Consider the following 18,193-nt stretch of genomic DNA (forward strand, 5'->3'; position numbering starts at 1 on the left):
CGCACAACGAGCACCTTTTCCAATGACGGACCTCACCCTGCCCCTGAACACTGGCCCGCTCACCCAACTTGTTGATATGGGCGGCCCTGTGATGGTTGTGCTCGTAGCACTTGCTGTCATCGGGCTCGTCACTTTTGTCTATTTGATGCTTCTTGGCGCCCTCTATGCGCCGCGCTTGTCGGGCCGTCTTAAAAAAACCGTAATGGACTGGCAGAGCAACCCGGCTTCCGTGCGGCCTTCCGAAATCAGATATCAGGCAGGCCGATGGAGCCGGTTAAACCCGCTGCAGAACCTTGTCACCGATACGATTGAGGCGATACACAACGGCGAGGACGACCGCAAGATCCGGGAAACCGCCGCCCGGGATGCGCAGCATTCATTGGAGCCGTTCGAGGCACCACTGAAGATAATCGAAGTCATTGCAGCACTCGCGCCGCTGCTTGGCCTGCTGGGGACCGTACTGGGCATGATGGAGGCTTTCAGTGCCATGGCGGCGTCCGAAGGCCGAGCGAATGCCACCCAGCTCAGTGGCGGAATTTACGAAGCCCTGACCACCACAGCCGCCGGTCTGGTTGTGGCCATACCCTTTGCCGCTCTGGCTGCGTGGATCGAGTTCCGCTTGCGTCGCATCCACAAGACTATCAACAGCACGCTGGTTTCGATTCTGCATACCGCGCCGGAGCAGATGCCGGAAACCGCGGAAGCGGACTGCCAATCGCCCGAAAGTCCCTTAAGGGCAGAAGCAACATCCGAAGAGTCCGACCGTTATACAAGTGCCCGGGGTCAGCGTTTCGCCCATGCAACTGGTTGAACCCAGACCGAGCCGGCCGATCCCTATTCGGATCACGCCATTGATCGACGTCGTCTTCATACTCCTGGTGTTCTTTATGCTGACCACCCGGTTATTGCCCGTGGACTACCTGGAGCTGGCCAATAACACATCGAGCCGCAGCCCGGTCACCGGAGAGCCGCTGCCGGAGCTGACGGTGACGGCCAACGGCGACGTAAAGTGGCAAGGCCAGACGGTAGCCCTGGACCGGCTGGTAGCCGAACTTCCTGAAGCCGGTATCACCGAAGTAAACCTGGCGACAGCAGATGACACACCTCTGGGAGCTTTCACCAGGGCCCTGAGCGCTTTGGCTGACAGCGGCATCGACACTCACTGGAAGCGGACAAACGCAACGACACCATGAGCGATCTGGTTCCACCTCCTTTCACTTCCGGCAAAACCTTGATGGAACGCGTGGAAGATGCACTTCTGCCGTTGATCAACCTGGTGTTCCTGCTGTTGATGTTTTTCATCGTTGCCGGCCAGCTTGCCGATGACCCGCTACCAGAACTGCCCGCCACCCGGCAGGCCGAAGACCGGCAGTCGCCACATGCAGACATGATTGTCAGCGCCAGCGGAGAGTGGAAGGTTGACGGTCAGCTGCTCAACAAGGAATCCCTGGTTGCCAGGCTGCCGGAACCGGATGACCAACAGCCCCTGAAAATCGCCGCTGCCGAGAGCATCACCATGGCAAATCTGGAAACACTCTTCCGCTTGCTGGAAAAGGCCGGGTATCAGGATATTCTGCTGTTGACGGAGCCCGGCCAATGATGCCGCAACAGCCGCCATTCCGGTGGGCGCTTCTGCTGCTCGCAACGGTGTCGACCTTCGTCGCCCTGGCGATCGCCTCTCCCGAAGAGACGGTGGAACTCAACACCCTGGGCGAATCCGCGGTCAACACAGCGCCGGCCATCCGAATCAAGCTGGCCGGCGAACCCGCGCCGAAACCCGACCCTGCGCCAAAACCAGAGCCAAAACCGGACCCCGAACCGGAACCTGAGCCAGAACCTGAGCCAGAACCTGAACCTGAACCTGAACCTGAGCCAGAGCCAGAGCCGGTAACGGAACCAACGCCCGAACCAGAGGTCGCCGAAGAGGTCACGGAAGCGGAAACACCGAGCGGTGATCCGGCAGAGACTGCAACAGAGGAGCAGTCACAGGCGACCGTTCCACTGCAGAACGCTGGCGTTAAATCAGACGTGGATAATTACCTTTCCAAACTCAGTCGCCACCTTGCCCGATATTATGAATATCCGCGCAGGGCGAGACGGCTTGGCCAGGAGGGCACACCCGTGATTGTGTTCGAGTTTCAAAGGGACGGATCCCTGGTGGCCCACAGCCTGAGAACCAGCTCTGGACACCAGCTCCTGGACGAGTCGGCGCTGGCCATGTTGGAACAGGCGGCGCCTCTGCCATCCGTACCGGAAGCGATTGCAGGACATAAATTCCGCTACGCGCTGCCCGTGCGCTTTCGCCTTCGCTGAGCCCCGCTTGGGCTGCGCCAGGTTGCAGCAACCGTCAACTATCACGCACCGATCGGGTGCGTGATATCAGAAGTCGCATCTTCCCTCCAAGCCAGGCGAATCCACTTCCAATAATTTACCCTGCTGATTTAACGATGTTTTTTTGAAATCCGGCCAATCTGGCACAGTCTCTGCAAATTTTCGGACAGCGGAACCAATAGCGGTTCTGTTCACAGCGACAGATTCATTCAGACGACGGCGTCTACTTGTACCTGCAGATTGCAGGCAGCAAGTAACGCCGTTTTTTTATGGCCAACTCGAAAGTCTGGCCACTTGATAGAAGTCAGAGGAAAACACTATGTCTTACATCGTGCCTTCGGAATTCGTCACCAAGATGGTCGACGCCGGCGAATCCAAGATCTATATGTCAACCCGGGACACTCTGATCCGGGCCTTCATGGCCGGCGCCATCCTGGCCCTGGCTGCAGCGTTTGCCATTACCGTGGCGGTCCAGACCGGCGTGTTCCTGATCGGCGCCATCCTGTTCCCGATCGGCTTTTGCATGCTTTACCTGATGGGCTTCGACCTGTTGACCGGCGTCTTCATGCTCACGCCACTGGCTTTGCTGGATAAGCGCCCCGGCGTAACCCCGGCAGCCATACTGCGCAACTGGGGCTGGGTATTCCTTGGCAACCTGGGCGGCGCGCTCACCGTGGCCTTCATGATGGCCTTCATCTTCACCTATGGTTTCAACACCGATCCAGGTGCCGTTGGTGCCAAGATTGCCAGTGTCGGCGAAGCGCGCACACTCGGTTACGCCGAATACGGTGCAGCCGGTTGGGCCACCATTTTTATCCGCGGCATGCTGTGCAACTGGATGGTCTCCATGGGCGTCGTTGGCGCCATGATTTCCACCAATGTCAGCGGCAAAGTACTGGCCATGTGGATGCCAATCATGCTGTTCTTCTTCATGGGTTTCGAGCACTCCATCGTGAACATGTTCCTGTTCCCGTCCGCCATCATCATGGGCGGTGAGTTCTCCGTGATGGACTACCTCTGGTGGAACGAGATTCCCACCGTACTGGGTAACCTTGTGGGCGGTCTGGCGTTTACCGGCCTGACGCTCTACACCACCCATGTACGAACTGCGCCGAAGCGCAAGATTGCAGCGGCCTACAACGATGCTGCCCTGGCCAGCTCCAACTAAGCCGGGTCTTCCTGCAACTCCGGCTGCCGCACCCGCCGGAGTTGCTTTTTCCTCCAGCAGGGAAACCCCAGTTTTCAATGACAACATCCTTGTCCATTTCCGTCGGCCAGCACTCGGAAGCTGGCGCAAAGCCGGTTAACCAGGATTTCCACGGTCTGTTAGTGCCTACGGGGCATCAGCTGGTTACCAAAGGCATTGCCGTTGCCATCGCCGACGGCATCAGCTCCAGCGATGTCAGTCAGATTGCCAGCGAATCCGCCGTTGCGGGTTTTCTCAGCGACTACTTTTCCACCCCGGAAAGCTGGTCGGTGAAACAGTCCGCCCAGCGTGTGCTACGGGCAACCAATGCCTGGCTCCACGCCCAGACCCGGCAAAGCCAATACCGCTATGACCGGGACCGTGGGTATGTCTGTACCCTGAGTGTGATGGTGCTCAGGTCCGCCACCGCGCATCTGTTTCACATTGGCGATGCCCGCATTTACCGGGTTCACCACGATCAGCTCGAGCCGCTGACCAACGACCACCGACTCTGGCTGTCGCAGGAAGGGAGCTGCCTGACCCGCGCCATGGGCATTGGCAATCAGCTGGACATCGATTATCAAAGCCTGCCGATCCAACCCGGCGACACGTTCCTGCTGACCACCGACGGCATCCATGAACACCTGGACGAGCGAACCATGGCCCGCATCGTTCGGGAATCTGCCGATGACCTGGACGCCGCCGCCCGCCAGGTGGCAACCGCAGCCCTCGAACGGGGCAGCACCGACAACCTGACGGCCCAGATCATCCGGGTCGACTCGGTACCTTCAGCGCGGGAAAGCAGCGAATTATTTCACGAGCTGGACGGGTTACCGTTTGCGCCGGAACTGCAGCCGGGGCACCGTCTGGATGGCTACCGGATTCTGAGGCAGGTTCACGCCAGCAGCCGAAGCCACGTCTACCTGACCGTGGATGAGGAAACCGAAACCCGGGTGGTGCTGAAGATGCCATCACTGGAACAGCGGCACGATCCGGTCTACCTGGAACAGTTTTCCGCCGAGCAGTGGATTGCCCGGCGAATCAACAGCGCTCATGTTGTCAGGCCGTTTCGACCAGACCGGCACCCCAGCTTTCTCTACCAGGCCACAGAGTTCGTGGAAGGCTGTACCCTGCGGCAATGGATGCTGGATAACCCGGCGCCGGCACTCGAAACCGTGCGTAGTCTCGTCGACCAGATCGGTAAAGGCTTGCGGGCCTTCCACCGGCTTGAAATGGTGCACCAGGACCTGAAACCGGAAAACGTGCTGGTGGATACTCATGGTACCGTCACGCTGATTGATTTCGGTGCTACCCGGATCGCCGGCCTGGAGGACTCTGATATCGGCGAGCAGGCCGTTCCTCGGGGAGCAGCGCTTTACAGTGCCCCGGAGACCTTTCTCGGCGAGCCAGGCAGCTGGTTATCAGACCAGTTCTCCCTGGGCGTGATTACCTACCAGCTGCTCACCGGTCAGCTACCCTATGGCCCGGAGGTGCCGAAGATTCACAGCCGGAACCAGCTTCGCAGCCTGAACTATCGACCCGCGCGCCAGTTCCGGGAGAACCTGCCCGGCTGGGTCGACGATGCGATTGGAAAAGCCGTTCAACCCCAGGCCCACAAGCGCTATCCGGCGCTATCGGAATACCTCTATAACCTTCGACATCCTCCCGCGGACTGGCAAAAGCGTCATCGGCCGCCACTGATAGAGCGCAATCCCGTGGCCTTCTGGCAGGGCGTTTCAGGGTTATTGCTCCTCGCATTGCTGGCAACCCTCGGCCTGGGCTGAAGCGGGCATTACCCAAGCAAATTCTTGCCCCGCCAGCAATTCGTCGCCTGACGTTCGGGCGCGGGATTGCCTGGCACGCCCCGAACATCACCAACAGAAACGCTAAAATGCTGTTTTTATTGCCATAGTCGCTTCTGGCACAGGCTTTGTACTGAAAGTCGGCGTCCAGGGAACACCCCGGGGACACTATTCATTCACAAGTCATGGAGCAGACTATGCCAACTCCTTGTTATATCAGCATCGAAGGCCAAACTCAGGGCAACATCACCGCCGGCGCATTCACTTCCGATTCCGTAGGCAACATCTACGTGGAAGGTCACGAAGACGAAGTGCTGGTTCAGGAATTCAGCCACGTCGTTACCGTACCGACCGACCCCCAGTCCGGTCAGCCGTCCGGCCAGCGCGTGCACAAGCCGTTCAAGTTCACCTCCGCCCTGAACAAGGCCACCCCGCTGATGTACAACGCTCTGGCCTCCGGCGAGATGCTGCCCAAGGTCGAGCTGAAGTGGTACCGCACCTCTGTTGAGGGCAAGCAGGAGCACTTCTTCTCCACCATCCTCGAAGATGCCACCATCATCGACATCAACTGCAACATGCCCCACTGCCAGGACGCCGGCAACGCTGATTTCACCCAGTTGGTGACGGTTTCCGTGTCCTACCGCAAGGTAACCTGGGAGCACGCCGTTGCCGGTACTTCCGGTGCTGACGACTGGCGTTCGCCGATCGAGGCGTAATCACGCCAGAAGGGCCCCGCAGGGGTCCTTCTGCTTTTGCAGGGATGAAAAAAATGGATAGTCAATTGTCACCCGAAGACATTGATAAAATTAGAGCCATCATGAAGGCGTTCTACGGCCATTCTGTTGCTTCAGGATTCACTGAAAGCAGCGTAACCGGAGAAACCGTGCGCGCTATCGCCCATATGCTCGTGGAAACTGTCGATTGTAGTAGATGGGTTGATGCTGTTCCGTCTCCACAGGACCTGCTACGACCAACGCGCAGGATTACAAAATGGGCTTTACGCCTGATTCGCGAGGCAGGGAAACCTTTTCTGCAGAACGAAGTGAAGGTAAGCTGGCTTTGCCGAACTGTTCGTTCTGGCCAGTTCAGATCCTCTATCGAAACGACATTGAGATGAGACTCCCACCATGGCAAGGATAGCCCTAGCTTTATCATTTTTACTTCTTCTCTCCGGCTGCGCATCCCAATCGTCATTGGTCATTCAACCATACAGCGAACTAGCTATAGAAGTACCAGAAAAGATGTTCTCCTCTGTGAAGATGAGAGATGGCGAGCTTGTTTTTTTGAGAAACAACCGGGTCGTAGGTTTTGTCAAATCAGAGGAGATTCCAAGTTCAGTAAGCTCAGGTTCAGCGATTGACACCTCAACGACGCTTTTTGAGAGTGCCGATCAGGGTTCAAGTAAACCAATTTGGATGGAGCAAATTCCCGAAGCTCGGGTATTTGGAGTAGTTCAGGGGGACTTTAGAACCGTATTTATTGTACCGAACGGCCAAGCTCAATCGCTTATTACCTTCCAGGGGCCAGCTGAAAGCTCGACCTCATTGCGGATAAATGGCGCAAAGATTTCAGAATAATGCATAGCTGCCACTCACCCAGGTCCCGAATTCAGCAGCCTGCCAGCAGCTTTACATCGAAATACAACCGGTAAAGAAACCGCTCCATGGCGTAATACTGCAGCAGTTCATCAAAGCGGCGCTTTTCTTCCCGGGACTTATTCAGCAATCTCTGCCGAACGGACGCAGCAGTGTTTTGTGCCACCGTGATCTCCTTTCACTCTTTTAATTCCATCGCCAGGATGATTCTGTTCACAGCTTGGCTTCCAAGTAGGGTGCCATGACATTGGCGACCCTGCAGATTCTGGCATATTCCATCAGTATGCCTGGACGGAAGTTTTTGCGGGTGCGGTATAGATCCAACGCCTCCAGAACCACATCCATGCCGATTCGATTCCGGAACTTGAAACAGTCGGCCAGGGTTTTCTCCGGGTTGTAGACGTTCAGGGTGATGGCATCCACGTCAACCTGTTCAATGCCTTCACTAAAGGCCCGCCCGGAGAACCGGTACCCGGCTACCGGCGGATAATCCAGCACCGGCAAACGGGCATCCCGCTCCACCGCCAGATGCACCTGATGGGGAATCTGTGTAGTAATGTCGTGCCAGGCCAGCGCGGAAATCAGGCAAAGCACCGCATTGGGAAAACGGGTAGCGGCAGCCACCAGATCCGGGTTCTCTATTGAGGGCAGGTCCGCCAGCCGGTAAAGGCCACGGCTGACCGGCTCAATCAGCCCCTCGTCCCGAAGCTGATAGAACTGGTACCGGCTAAAGCCCCGAGACAGCGCTTCTGTCAGGCGGAGCTGACCGCCGCGTTGACGGAACATGGTTTGGAGTTTTGCCCCGGAAGATCGGGCGGAGTCGGAGCCAGACAAATCGTCACCACTTATTTATATATGGTGACAGTTTGTCTGAATTGCATAGGTCATTCAAGTATCGGCTTCGCTGGACCTTTCCCAAGGTCGATAATCAGTACCACCGCATAATATTGCCGAGCCAGACCATAGCAAACCGTAAATTCGAACGTTAAGCTTGTCTATTCTTACGCATCCGTGAAGTAGCCAGGTACCCAAGTTTGCAGAAAACGCCCCTACCAACCCAGACCGCCATCAGCCTCGGCGAGCTCATGTGCGCCGTCACCCGGGACTGGCTCTGGCAACCGGCGGAGCAATGGGTCCGAGAACGCAATCCGGGCAGCGTCCTGCATTGCCGGGTTGGGTCTGGCCAGGCCACCTACCACCGTTACGATTCTCGCGACCGGCAACACCTGATCACCTATGGTGCCCGTATGATTGCCGCCAAGCACCAGCCGGAAACGGCGAGCGGCTGGCTGTCGGGCCGGGAGATCCGGAAACGGGGGTACTTTGGCGGGAAACTGAGCACTCTGAATTTGCTGGCACACACCTGCTGCCATGAGTTTGCCCATCTCCTGCAGCAAAGTGCCGGCCAGCGGTATCGGGGCTCTGTGCACAACCGCCATTTCTATACCATTCTGGATGAGTTGCACGAGAACGGGGCCGCGCAAGCGACCCGCAAGGCCCTGGCAGATGAGGCGAGGGAACAGGGTCTGGCGCTGCCGGATACGCCCTTCGAGCCTGTGGACACAAGGCAACAGATGGCCCACTGGCAGGTGGGCGATACCGTGCGTTTTGGTGCCGGCCGGCGGGAACTGCACGGGCAGATCATTCGGGTCAATCGAAAGACCTGCACCGTCGACGGTATCGGGCACTCACGAGGGGTTCGATACAGGGTTCCGGTGCAGATGCTGAGCCCGCTTATACCGCCTCGGTAGCGGCAACCAAAAGACTCCGAATCTCCGGCACACAGGACCCACAGTTGGTGCCGCATTTGAGCTCACGGCCGAGGGCATCGACGCTGTTGGCACCCCGCCCAATCGCCTGCTGAATCTGTCGGTCCCCAACCTGGAAGCAGCTGCAAACCAGGTTGCCGGCGTCATCCCCATCGACGGCCTTTGCCGCCAGCAGGCCGCGCCGGCCCGCCTCGTCGAGCTCTGGCTGGCTGAAGCAGCTGACCAGCCAGTCCACGGATGGCAAGGCGGCCGGGTCACGATCCACCATGAGTACCGCCTCTAACTGACCATTGCGCAACCGCGCCGCCCGGAAGCGGCCTTCGCGGACATCTTCCATCACCAGCTGCGGGTGGCCGCCGAGCCAGTCTGGCACAGCACTTTTCCAATCCATGTTGCACTGCCCCGCCACGATCCAGCTATCGCAATCGGGCAGAACCTGTCGGGCCCAGTAGTCTGCCTTCCAGCGTTTTGGACGATCCCGTCGCACCAGCAAACGTCCATACCAACGGGCAGGCCAGTGGGTGAGGGTAGCACGACCGTGCTTGGCCTCCGGTTGCCCGGATATCGGGTCCACCAGGCTGTCAGTAAGCGCTGTAGCCAGACCCTGCCCGGTGAACTGATCGTTCCAGTGGATCGGCACAAACACCTCACCACGCCGCTGCTCCGGCGCACTGCGCACCCGGCCGACAAAGTGCCCATGAGCACTCTTCAGTGTTGCCAATGCCCCCGGGGTGAGGGAAAGCGCCCGAATATCCTCGGGATGCACCTCAATGAACGGCTCGGGGCGATGGGCCAGCAACCGGCTGGACCGGGCTGTCCGGGTCATGGTGTGCCACTGGTCCCGGATACGGCCCGTATTCACGATCAACGGAAACGCTTCATTCGGATTCCTGACCGGTAATCGAGAGGCAATCGGGATCAGGCGGGCGCGCCCGTTGGCGGTCGCAAACCGACCGTCAGTGAACAGTCGCCTGGAATCAGACGCCGACCGAGTAACCGGCCATTGTACAGGCTCAAGCAACTCGTATTGTTCATTGCTCAACTCCGCCAGCCCGGAAATATCAAAGAAACGCTGACCGGCGTTCTCGAACCCCGACAACCGGGCATGTTCCCGGAAAATGTCCGCGGGCCGTTCATAGTCAAAGCCCGCCTGGTGTCCCAGCGCGCGGGCCACCGCACTGACGATCCACCAGTCCGGCCGGGCCTCTCCGGGCAACGGCAGAAAGCGCCGCTGACGGGAAATGCAGCGTTCGGAATTGGTAACCGTGCCGTCTTTCTCACCCCAACCCGCCGCCGGCAACAGGATGTCTGCATGGCGAGCGGTGTCAGTGTCCCTGACGCAATCAGACACAATGACAGTCGGGCACAGGTCCAGGGCCCGCCGGATACGATGGGTCTCCGGCAAACTGACCGCAGGGTTGGTGGCCATGATCCACAACACCTTGATATCACCCCGCTCAACCGCATCGAACAGGTCGACGGCTTTCATGCCCGGTCCATCTGCGACCGCCTCGGTCTCCCAGAACCGGGCCACGCGGTCCCGGGCATCCAGGCTGTCGTAATCCATATGAGCGGCAAGGGTGTTGGCCAGCCCACCCACTTCCCGGCCACCCATGGCATTGGGTTGGCCGGTCAGGGAAAAGGGGCTGGCGCCGGGTTTGCCCACCCGGCCTGTGGCCAGATGGCAGTTGATAATGGCGTTGCCTTTATCGGTGCCGGCCGAAGACTGATTGATGCCCTGGGAGAACGCCGTCACCGTACGCTGCTCCTCTGCGAACCATCGGTAAAAGGTAATGACATCTTCTACCGGCAATTCACAGATCCTGGCCACCGCCTCGGGAGAGGGTGCCTCGGATCTGGCAGCGCTGAGGCTGTCGTCAAAACCTTCACAATGATCAGCCAGGTAACCATGATCAACAGCCTGCTGGTCCGCCAGCCAGACCAGCAGGCCATTGAACAGCACCGTATCGGTCCCGGGACGGATGGCCAGATGCAGATCCGCCAGATCGCTGGTCGCGGTTTTACGGGGATCAATCACTAGGACCCGGCGACCGGGTCGCGCCGAGGCCTGCATTCTCTGATGGAGCACCGGATGCGCCCAGGCGGCATTGCTGCCCGCCAACACCAACAGGTTGGCCAGTTCCAGGTCTTCATAACAGCCAGGAACCAAATCCCCGCCAAAGGCCCTTTTATGGGCAGCGACGGCGGACGACATACACAGACGGGAATTGGTATCCACGTTGGGTGTGCGGATAAACCCCTTGGCCAGTTTGTTGGCCACGTAATAGTCTTCCGTCAATAACTGACCGGAGAGATAGAAGGCCACAGACCCGGGCCCATGAAGCGCCACTGATTCACGAATCCGTCGGGCCACTTCCGCCACTGCCTGCGGCCAGGCACTTTCACGTCCGTGAACAACAGGCCGCAACAGTCGTCCATCAGGAGTCAGCGTTTCGTGTAAGGCAGAGCCCTTCACGCACAGGCGCCCCAGATTCGCCGGATGTGTCTCATCCCCGCGGGTCGCAGAGGGCGTTGCGCTCACTCCACAACCCACACCGCAATACGGGCAGGTGGTTTGAACCGTCGCCGGTCTTTTGTTGGTACCGGTCACAGCACCTCCTCGGGTTTCATAAAAAAAGCCCGCCAATCCGGATGCCTTGGAGACGCATCAGGGGCGGGCTTCTTTGCCAATGGAAACAGGTTGTCTTGAACAGTCGCATAACCGGTTGCAATAACAGGGCCATTCCGATCGAGAGCGGCTCCGGGCTCTGCCAGCCACCGACTATGGCGGCTCTCGAGGATTTCAGCCCCGCATCAATGCGCCAAGGCTCCGGGCCAACCATCAAATCCGGTATCAAAGTGGTGCAAACCTGACCTGCCACGCACTAAAACCAGACGAATACCCGCTCACCATATCTGCCGCCTCCTCGAAGAACTCTCCTAACTCGTTGTTTTATCGAGACCAGCCGATATGGCACGGCCCGTGCAAGACCACAAACAGAGACGCGCGTTACGACTCAACAGAAAACTGATCCCCAGGCACAGGCGCCTGCTTTCCGGCAACGGAGAGCGGGCGTTTTTGCGTTTGGGCCAAACAGAATGAGGTATATCCATGTACACGCTCACACGAAGAACCGCCCGCTGGCTGACTCGAATTCTGCTAACAGCCACCTTCTGGACAGTCAGCACGTGGGCTCACGCGGAGATTGGTCCGGCCGAGAAGCCGGACCTCAAGCTCGGCTTTATCAAGCTGACCGATATGGCGCCCCTGGCGATTGCCTGGGAACAGGGCTTCTTTATGGACGAAGGCCTGTTTGTTGAACTGGAAGCGCAAGCGAACTGGAAGGTCCTGCTGGACCGGGTGATTACCGGAGAACTGGATGGCGCCCACATGCTCGCCGGCCAGCCCCTCGGCGCCTCCATTGGCTACGGCACCCGGGCCGATATCATCACGGCCTTCAGCATGGATCTGAACGGCAACGGCATAACGGTTTCCAATGATGTCTGGGACACCATGAGCCAGCATATCCCCGATAATACCGACGGCAAGCCCGAGCACCCGATCAGCGCCAGTGCACTTCTGCCCGTGGTGGAAGCGGCCCGGGATCGGGGCGAACGGTTCCGAATGGGCATGGTGTTTCCCGTGTCCACCCATAACTATGAGCTTCGCTACTGGCTGGCAGCCGGCGGACTGAACCCCGGCTACTACGCCCCCCAGCGCGGCGACACCAGCGGCACCCTGGAAGCCGACGTGCACCTGTCAGTGACGCCACCGCCGCAGATGCCGGCCACCATGGAGGCGGGCACCATACAGGGCTACTGCGTGGGTGAGCCCTGGAACCAGCAGGCAGTGTTCATGGGCATCGGCGTTCCGGTGATTACTGACTATGAGATCTGGCCGAATAACCCGGAAAAGGTCTTCGGCGTGACCCGTCAGTGGGCTGAGGACTACCCGAACACCCATCTGCGCCTGCTTCGCGCCATGATTCGCGCCGCCCACTGGCTGGATGAGAACAACAACGCCAACCGGGACGAGGCCGTGAAAATCCTGGCCCGGCCCAGCTATGTGGGTGCCGATGAGGCGGTGATTGCCAACTCCATGACCGGCACCTTCGAGTATGAAAAGGGCGACGTCCGGGAGGTTCCGGATTTCAATGTCTTCTTCCGGTATCACGCCACCTACCCGTATCCGTCTGATGCCATCTGGTATCTCACCCAGATGCGCCGCTGGGGCCAGATCCCCGAGGCCAAGCCGGACGACTGGTACATGGGAACCGCAGCCCGGGTTTACCGGGCCGACATCTACCAGCAGGCGGCCCGTTCACTGATTGCCGACGGCACGCTGACGGCCGCGGATTTTCCGGACTTCGATGCCGAGAACTTTCAGCGCCCGCAACAGGGCGAGCTGATTGACGGTATCGCCTTCACCCCCCGAACACCCAATGCCTATATCGACAGTTTCGACATCGGCCTGAAAGGTACGCAAAACCCGTAACCGGGTTTGCAAGGAGGTTTGATAACCATGACTACGATCACTTCGGCCAAAAACACACCCCAGCCGCCGCGCTGGCTAGGCCAGAGACTCAAGTCCCTCGGTGAGTCGCTGACACCCGGTCAGCTCGCCGCCACCGGGCGCCAGATGTTGCTGCCATTGATAGGTATTCTGGTATTTGTCGGTTTCTGGCATCTGGCTGCACCGCAGGTGGATACTTCACTGGGCAGCTTCCCGGGCCCGGCACAGGTCTTGGAACAATCGGGGCAACTCTGGCAGGAGCACGTCAACCAACGCGGGCGGGCCGACAAGTTCATTGCCATGCAGGAAGAGCGGAACGCCCGGATTCTGGCGGACAACCCCGAGGCTGAGGTCAGGATTCGGAATTACCCCGGTGCCCCCACCTTTCCCGACCAGATCCTGACCAGTCTGGTTACGGTCCTGGCCGGATTCATCGTGGCGACCGCTATCGCCGTGCCCCTGGGCATCGTGGTTGGCCTGAACCGGCACTTTCAGGCGGCGGTCAACCCGCTGATCCAGGTGTTCAAGCCGGTGTCACCGCTGGCCTGGCTGCCCCTGGTAACCATGGTGGTCTCAGCAACCTACGTGAGCGATGACCCGATGTTTGAGAAGTCGTTCCTGACCTCCATGATCACGGTCACCCTGTGCAGTCTCTGGCCCACCTTGATCAATACCAGCGTCGGTGTGGCCGCGGTCAATCCGGATCTGCTGAATGTCTCCCGGGTGCTGCGGCTGTCGTTCTGGACCCATGTCCGCAAGGTGGTTCTGCCCTCTTCAGTGCCGATGATTTTCACCGGCCTTCGGGTGTCGCTGGGCATTGCCTGGATGGTACTGATCGCGGCCGAGATGCTGGCCCAGAGCCCGGGGCTGGGCAAGTTTGTCTGGGACGAGTTCCAGAACGGCAGCAGCCAATCCCTGAGCAGGATCATGGTGGCGGTTCTGGCTATCGGGTTTATCGGGTTTGTGCTGGACCGGGTGATGCTTCTGATCCAGCGCAAGGTTGCCTGGAATGAGTGACGTACTCGCATCGAGTTTTCGAGTTCCAACAGTGTTCTTTTACCACGGAGCATGCCGCACCGGGTGGGTCACGCCTCCCGAAACACGCGGCGAGTACATCCCTGTACGCTCCGCAAAAACATCCATGTTTTTGAGGGTTTCGGGAGGCGTGACCCACCCGGCGCTCCGATTACCGCGAGGTGCTTTCTATGAGTAAGGCTCATCTTGAATTAACCGGTGTTGAAATGGCGTTTGATACGCCGAAGGGGCCATTTGTGGCCCTGGACAACATTAACCTGAAGATACAGAAGGGCGAGTTTGTTTCCCTGATTGGCCACTCCGGCTGTGGCAAGTCCACCGTCCTGAACATTGTGGCTGGCCTGCTTCAAGCGACCAGGGGTGGCTGTGTACTGGATGGCCATGAGGTGAATTCGCCGGGACCGGAGCGTGCGGTGGTGTTTCAGAACCATGCGCTGATGCCCTGGCTGACGGTGTACGAAAATGTCGAGCTGGCAGTGCAGCAGGTGTTTCGCAAATCCATGGGCAAGCAGGAGCGGCGCGACTGGATTCATCACAACCTGGAACTGGTGAATATGGCCCATGCGGCGGACAAGCGGCCAGGTGAGGTATCGGGTGGTATGGCCCAGCGGGTGGGGATTGCCCGTGCCCTGGCCATGAAACCCAGTGTTCTTCTGATGGACGAGCCGTTTGGCGCGTTGGATGCACTGACGCGGGCGCATCTGCAGGATTCCCTGATGGAGATTCAGCAGGAGTTGAATAACACCGTCATCATGATCACCCACGATGTGGACGAGGCGGTGTTGCTGTCAGACCGGATCATCATGATGACCAACGGGCCCGAGGCCACCGTGGGTGAGGATCTCTACATTGATCTGCCCCGCCCCCGCAACCGGGTGACTCTGGCGGACAACCCGGAGTACGTGCATTACCGGCAGGAGGTCTTGCGCTTCCTGTACGAGAAACAGCGCAAGCTGGAACACATCTCGACACGTCGTTCCGGGAAACCGGAGACCTCTGAAAGCAAGCAATCAGAGGCCCAGGCCGCGAGGGCTTGAGACGGCTGAGTTATTTCAATACATCCGCCATGGACACCAGGGCCCGGGCTACCTCGGGCAACTTCCGGCCCTGGTCCATGGCCAGTTTCCTTAATACCCGGTGAGCTTCGTCGTTGCTGATCCTGCGATGTTCCATCAGCAGCAGCACGGCCTTTTCCTGGGTTTTGCGGTCTTCCAGAGCTTCCCTGGCACTCTGCAGCTCATCGGTCATCTGTTGCAGGCGCCGGGTCTGCTCCTGGACCAGATCGAAGATGGAGCGGCCGAACTGCTGGCCAATACCGTCGCTGGCCCAGGACTCACCGGCCTGTTGTTCGTTTCCGGAATCGCACAGCACCAACATGGGTTGAGACGCCGGTTCCTGGGCATCCAGGGAAGTAATCAGGGTTTCCTGGTGGGCAAGCGAGTTTCTGGCATCGGCAAAACGCTCGGTGCAACGGGCATGAAAACAGCCCTCCACGGAATCCTCTATCTTTTTGAGTTCATCCATCCGCTCAGACATGAGCCTGAACCATTCATCGGCCAGGGCCGGATCCAGGTCTTTATAACGACCGATGGCAGTGCCCCGCTGGCGGAGGTTTTCAATTTCGGACTCACGGGGGTTTTCGCGCAGTTTTTCCCACAGGTCCAGGGAACCCTCATCGGCAAAGCTGTTAAACACCTCAAAACAGCGCTCCTGCGCCTCAATCAGGTGCGCCATGCGCTCTGACAGTGCACGATCAAACCGGCCACTGGAAAACCCCGCCGAACCGACAGCCCGCTCCTGTCCACAGAATTCTTTGCCGTTCATCAGGTGCACCATGGCCACCAGAAGCCCCGCTATGGTGGGGTCAACCGCGGTATCGGCAGCTTCAAACACAACCGCAATCAGGTTGTGGATCAGGGTACTGTAATCCTCGGTGGCAGAGGCCGCAGTTACTTTCCGGGCCACCACACACCGTCGCAGTTCCGGCAGGCCCTCAAGGCCGTGAAGGGCGCTCGCAAGCTGGTTAAGCAGGCGGCTACTGACAGGATGCGCCGTCAGTTCCTGGTGAATCTCGGCAAGGGCCTGCTCAAACTCCGAACGGAGCCGATCCGACGTCGCAACCAGGTGTTTTCGCTCCTGGGCAAACTTTTCGCCGGAAGAACCAAGAAACACGTTAGACGCACCCCGCTCGCACTGCAGTGCATGTACCAGATTGCTGATGCACTGGACCAGTTTGCCCATCTGCAAGAAGTACTGGAGGTTCATCAACTCGCAGCTTTTCGAGGCAATCAGGTAGTCGCCCGCGGATGGCGATTTATAGGCGGCGGCACGTTTGGTGTTCATAACAGACTCCGGAGGCAGACAGCCTCTAATGCGACAATCACGGTCAGATCAGTCACTCGCGTAACCAACCTCTTGCCAGTGCGCAGCAATTACCGCGCCACCGCATCTGGCCCAAAACCGTGCAATCCGCCCCGTCGCAGGGCAGTTTTCAAGTGTTCGTACTGGTGATAGCAGCCTTATAAAATTCTAATTATCTGATTTTTAAAGGTTCGTAGAACTGGCACGAAGATCGCTTTGCAATTGGTAAGGACGAACGTCCCGGCCAAGGATCAGGCCGGACCATCAGATCATTGTTGTTGGCATTGGCGCCGGACCATCGACTTCCCCTCGGGAATAGATGCTCCGGCTTTTTTTGTTTGGTCGAAAAGTACGGGTTCGAGCGAAATGACAGGAAACACTGAATCGACACTGGTGATCTGCGGGCACGGCATGGTTTCGCAACGCCTGCTGGAAGCTCTCTGCCGTGGGCGAGTCAGACCGTTTACCCGCATCATCGTGTTCAACGGCGAAGCATCCGCTGCCTACAACCGGATACAACTCTCGCTGCTGCTCGCCGGTGAAACAAACGAAGCTTCTCTGGCCTTGCAGCAGGACGAGTGGTTTCGGAACAACGGCATTGAAGTCTGCAACGGAGAACCGGTAGTCACCATCAATCGGGAAGATCAGACGGTGACCACCGGCTCCGGTCGGGTACAGCCCTATACCCATCTGGTGCTGGCCACCGGATCCCGGCCCGCAAAACCGGGGCTACCGGGCGAAGATCTTCCGGGTGTCATGACTTTCCGGGACCTGGAAGGCACCAGGACCCTGATTGAGTCTGCTGGCCGCCATCGGCGAGCGGTGGTCGTCGGCGGAGGCTTTCTTGGCCTAGAAGCCGCTGAAGGTCTCCGCCAGCGTGGTATGGCCGTCACCCTGCTGCACCGCAGCGGCCATCTTCTGAACCGTCAGTTGGACAGAATCGGGGGTCAGCTCCTGCAACAGCACATGGAAGAGCGGGGCGTAAATATTCGCACCGGAACGGCTCCCAAAGCCCTGCTCGGGCGTTCCATGGTCCGGGCCGTCCAGCTGGATGACGAAACTCTCGTCAGCACGGATCTGGTGCTATTCGCCACCGGTATCACGCCTGCTACTGAGCTTGCCCGGACTGCCGGCCTGGAATGCGATCGCGGCATTCTCGTGGACGGGCAGCTACGCACCAGCGACCCGGCAATCTCTGCACTGGGTGAGTGTTGTCAGCTGGGAAACACCACCTTCGGACTGGTGGAGCCCGGATACCAGCAGGCCGAGGTGCTTGCAGGCGTGCTCAACAGAAACACTCCAGACGCCGAGTATCGGCCGGTGGACACACCGACCCGCCTGAAGATCAGCGGCGTTCCGATTTTCTCCTGCGGACAGATCAGCCCCGACGGGGACACCGAATCCGTGGTCTGGCAGGACCACGAACAAAACCACTATTGCCGGCTGCTGATCCGGAATCAGCGGCTGACCGGCGCCGTAATGCTGGGCGACACCCGGGACGGTCTCTGGTACTGCCAGCGCATTCAGCAGCAGGACGATATTTCCCGCTACCGGGACTTCATCGCATTTGGCAAGAACTACTGCGAGGCGGCGGCATGAGC

The 18,193-nt window shown here is 58.9% G+C and carries 18 protein-coding genes; 14 read left to right on the forward strand and 4 right to left on the reverse strand.

The window, feature by feature from the left end; all coding sequences use genetic code 11:
* Window positions 1-22 precede the first annotated feature (22 nt).
* From ACWJ62_RS07380 to ACWJ62_RS07420, 9 genes are all read left to right on the forward strand, one after another.
* On the forward strand, window positions 23-811 hold the full coding sequence (locus ACWJ62_RS07380; protein ID WP_449285595.1) for a MotA/TolQ/ExbB proton channel family protein: 789 nt from the start codon (window positions 23-25) through the stop codon (window positions 809-811).
* Window positions 798-1,193 (forward strand): ExbD/TolR family protein, encoded by a 396-nt coding sequence (locus tag ACWJ62_RS07385; protein WP_449285596.1) that lies wholly within the window; start codon window positions 798-800, stop codon window positions 1,191-1,193. Before ACWJ62_RS07380 ends, ACWJ62_RS07385 begins: the two co-directional genes overlap by 14 nt.
* Window positions 1,190-1,600, forward strand: a complete 411-nt coding sequence (locus ACWJ62_RS07390) for an ExbD/TolR family protein (protein WP_449285597.1) — start codon at window positions 1,190-1,192, stop codon at window positions 1,598-1,600. The genes ACWJ62_RS07385 and ACWJ62_RS07390 overlap by 4 nt, the downstream gene beginning before the upstream one ends.
* Window positions 1,597-2,313, forward strand: a complete 717-nt coding sequence (locus ACWJ62_RS07395) for an energy transducer TonB (RefSeq protein ID WP_449285598.1) — start codon at window positions 1,597-1,599, stop codon at window positions 2,311-2,313. The genes ACWJ62_RS07390 and ACWJ62_RS07395 overlap by 4 nt, the downstream gene beginning before the upstream one ends.
* A gap of 337 nt (window positions 2,314-2,650) precedes the next feature.
* Window positions 2,651-3,499: a formate/nitrite transporter family protein gene (locus tag ACWJ62_RS07400; RefSeq protein ID WP_449285599.1), complete on the forward strand. Its 849-nt coding sequence runs from the start codon at window positions 2,651-2,653 to the stop codon at window positions 3,497-3,499.
* 77 nt (window positions 3,500-3,576) lie between these two features.
* Entirely contained in the window at window positions 3,577-5,301 is a 1,725-nt protein-coding gene (locus ACWJ62_RS07405; protein WP_449285600.1) for a protein kinase domain-containing protein, read from the forward strand.
* A gap of 215 nt (window positions 5,302-5,516) precedes the next feature.
* Window positions 5,517-6,035 carry an Hcp family type VI secretion system effector gene (locus ACWJ62_RS07410; protein WP_148608292.1) on the forward strand — a complete coding sequence of 173 codons (519 nt, stop codon included), beginning with the start codon at window positions 5,517-5,519 and terminating at the stop codon, window positions 6,033-6,035.
* A gap of 53 nt (window positions 6,036-6,088) precedes the next feature.
* Window positions 6,089-6,436 carry a hypothetical protein gene (locus ACWJ62_RS07415; protein WP_449285601.1) on the forward strand — a complete coding sequence of 116 codons (348 nt, stop codon included), beginning with the start codon at window positions 6,089-6,091 and terminating at the stop codon, window positions 6,434-6,436.
* 10 nt (window positions 6,437-6,446) lie between these two features.
* Window positions 6,447-6,896, forward strand: coding sequence for a hypothetical protein (locus ACWJ62_RS07420; protein ID WP_449285602.1), 450 nt, complete (start codon window positions 6,447-6,449; stop codon window positions 6,894-6,896).
* A 31-nt stretch (window positions 6,897-6,927) separates the two neighbouring features.
* Here the strand turns inward: ACWJ62_RS07420 and ACWJ62_RS07425 are convergent, their stop codons facing one another.
* Window positions 6,928-7,080, reverse strand: a complete 153-nt coding sequence (locus ACWJ62_RS07425) for a hypothetical protein (RefSeq protein WP_227512796.1) — start codon at window positions 7,078-7,080, stop codon at window positions 6,928-6,930.
* A gap of 47 nt (window positions 7,081-7,127) precedes the next feature.
* The gene (locus ACWJ62_RS07430; protein WP_449285603.1) at window positions 7,128-7,700 is read right to left on the reverse strand and encodes a type IV toxin-antitoxin system AbiEi family antitoxin domain-containing protein; all 573 of its coding nucleotides are present in this window, start codon (window positions 7,698-7,700) and stop codon (window positions 7,128-7,130) included.
* 299 nt (window positions 7,701-7,999) lie between these two features.
* On the opposite strand from ACWJ62_RS07430, the gene ACWJ62_RS07435 reads away from it, so the two are divergent.
* Window positions 8,000-8,665 (forward strand): hypothetical protein, encoded by a 666-nt coding sequence (locus ACWJ62_RS07435; protein ID WP_449286154.1) that lies wholly within the window; start codon window positions 8,000-8,002, stop codon window positions 8,663-8,665.
* Here the strand turns inward: ACWJ62_RS07435 and ACWJ62_RS07440 are convergent.
* Window positions 8,649-11,294, reverse strand: coding sequence for a nitrate reductase (locus ACWJ62_RS07440; protein WP_449285604.1), 2,646 nt, complete (start codon window positions 11,292-11,294; stop codon window positions 8,649-8,651). The two genes, ACWJ62_RS07435 and ACWJ62_RS07440, sit on opposite strands and share 17 nt — an antisense overlap.
* A gap of 501 nt (window positions 11,295-11,795) precedes the next feature.
* On the opposite strand from ACWJ62_RS07440, the gene ACWJ62_RS07445 reads away from it, so the two are divergent.
* The 3 genes from ACWJ62_RS07445 to ACWJ62_RS07455 all read left to right on the forward strand — a co-directional run bounded on the left by ACWJ62_RS07445 (window position 11,796) and on the right by ACWJ62_RS07455 (window position 15,268).
* A complete protein-coding gene (locus tag ACWJ62_RS07445; RefSeq protein ID WP_449285605.1) occupies window positions 11,796-13,178 on the forward strand; it encodes a CmpA/NrtA family ABC transporter substrate-binding protein in 1,383 nt (460 codons plus the stop codon).
* Window positions 13,179-13,205: 27 nt separating this feature from the next.
* Window positions 13,206-14,213 carry an ABC transporter permease gene (locus ACWJ62_RS07450; protein ID WP_449285606.1) on the forward strand — a complete coding sequence of 336 codons (1,008 nt, stop codon included), beginning with the start codon at window positions 13,206-13,208 and terminating at the stop codon, window positions 14,211-14,213.
* A gap of 188 nt (window positions 14,214-14,401) precedes the next feature.
* Complete coding sequence (locus ACWJ62_RS07455; protein ID WP_449285607.1) at window positions 14,402-15,268, forward strand: ABC transporter ATP-binding protein; 867 nt, start codon at window positions 14,402-14,404, stop codon at window positions 15,266-15,268.
* Window positions 15,269-15,278: 10 nt separating this feature from the next.
* Here the strand turns inward: ACWJ62_RS07455 and ACWJ62_RS07460 are convergent, their stop codons facing one another.
* Window positions 15,279-16,574, reverse strand: a complete 1,296-nt coding sequence (locus ACWJ62_RS07460) for a nitrate- and nitrite sensing domain-containing protein (RefSeq protein ID WP_230706102.1) — start codon at window positions 16,572-16,574, stop codon at window positions 15,279-15,281.
* A gap of 384 nt (window positions 16,575-16,958) precedes the next feature.
* Between ACWJ62_RS07460 and ACWJ62_RS07465 the strand changes: the two genes are divergently transcribed.
* Entirely contained in the window at window positions 16,959-18,191 is a 1,233-nt protein-coding gene (locus tag ACWJ62_RS07465) for an NAD(P)/FAD-dependent oxidoreductase (RefSeq protein WP_449285608.1), read from the forward strand.
* Window positions 18,192-18,193 lie beyond the last annotated feature (2 nt).

This window comes from Marinobacter sp. PE14 (assembly GCF_053566155.1).

What these genes read in the sequence shown, in the direction of transcription:
- ACWJ62_RS07380 (WP_449285595.1), top strand. Translation starts at nt 23, where the DNA reads ATGACGGACCTCACCCTGCCCCTGAACACTGGCCCGCTCACCCAACTT.
- ACWJ62_RS07385 (WP_449285596.1), top strand. Translation starts at nt 798, where the DNA reads ATGCAACTGGTTGAACCCAGACCGAGCCGGCCGATCCCTATTCGGATC.
- ACWJ62_RS07390 (WP_449285597.1), top strand. Translation starts at nt 1,190, where the DNA reads ATGAGCGATCTGGTTCCACCTCCTTTCACTTCCGGCAAAACCTTGATG.
- ACWJ62_RS07395 (WP_449285598.1), top strand. Translation starts at nt 1,597, where the DNA reads ATGATGCCGCAACAGCCGCCATTCCGGTGGGCGCTTCTGCTGCTCGCA.
- ACWJ62_RS07400 (WP_449285599.1), top strand. Translation starts at nt 2,651, where the DNA reads ATGTCTTACATCGTGCCTTCGGAATTCGTCACCAAGATGGTCGACGCC.
- ACWJ62_RS07405 (WP_449285600.1), top strand. Translation starts at nt 3,577, where the DNA reads ATGACAACATCCTTGTCCATTTCCGTCGGCCAGCACTCGGAAGCTGGC.
- ACWJ62_RS07410 (WP_148608292.1), top strand. Translation starts at nt 5,517, where the DNA reads ATGCCAACTCCTTGTTATATCAGCATCGAAGGCCAAACTCAGGGCAAC.
- ACWJ62_RS07415 (WP_449285601.1), top strand. Translation starts at nt 6,089, where the DNA reads ATGGATAGTCAATTGTCACCCGAAGACATTGATAAAATTAGAGCCATC.
- ACWJ62_RS07420 (WP_449285602.1), top strand. Translation starts at nt 6,447, where the DNA reads ATGGCAAGGATAGCCCTAGCTTTATCATTTTTACTTCTTCTCTCCGGC.
- ACWJ62_RS07430 (WP_449285603.1), bottom strand. Translation starts at nt 7,700, where the DNA reads ATGTTCCGTCAACGCGGCGGTCAGCTCCGCCTGACAGAAGCGCTGTCT.
- ACWJ62_RS07435 (WP_449286154.1), top strand. Translation starts at nt 8,000, where the DNA reads ATGTGCGCCGTCACCCGGGACTGGCTCTGGCAACCGGCGGAGCAATGG.
- ACWJ62_RS07445 (WP_449285605.1), top strand. Translation starts at nt 11,796, where the DNA reads ATGTACACGCTCACACGAAGAACCGCCCGCTGGCTGACTCGAATTCTG.
- ACWJ62_RS07450 (WP_449285606.1), top strand. Translation starts at nt 13,206, where the DNA reads ATGACTACGATCACTTCGGCCAAAAACACACCCCAGCCGCCGCGCTGG.
- ACWJ62_RS07455 (WP_449285607.1), top strand. Translation starts at nt 14,402, where the DNA reads ATGAGTAAGGCTCATCTTGAATTAACCGGTGTTGAAATGGCGTTTGAT.
- ACWJ62_RS07460 (WP_230706102.1), bottom strand. Translation starts at nt 16,574, where the DNA reads ATGAACACCAAACGTGCCGCCGCCTATAAATCGCCATCCGCGGGCGAC.
- ACWJ62_RS07465 (WP_449285608.1), top strand. Translation starts at nt 16,959, where the DNA reads ATGACAGGAAACACTGAATCGACACTGGTGATCTGCGGGCACGGCATG.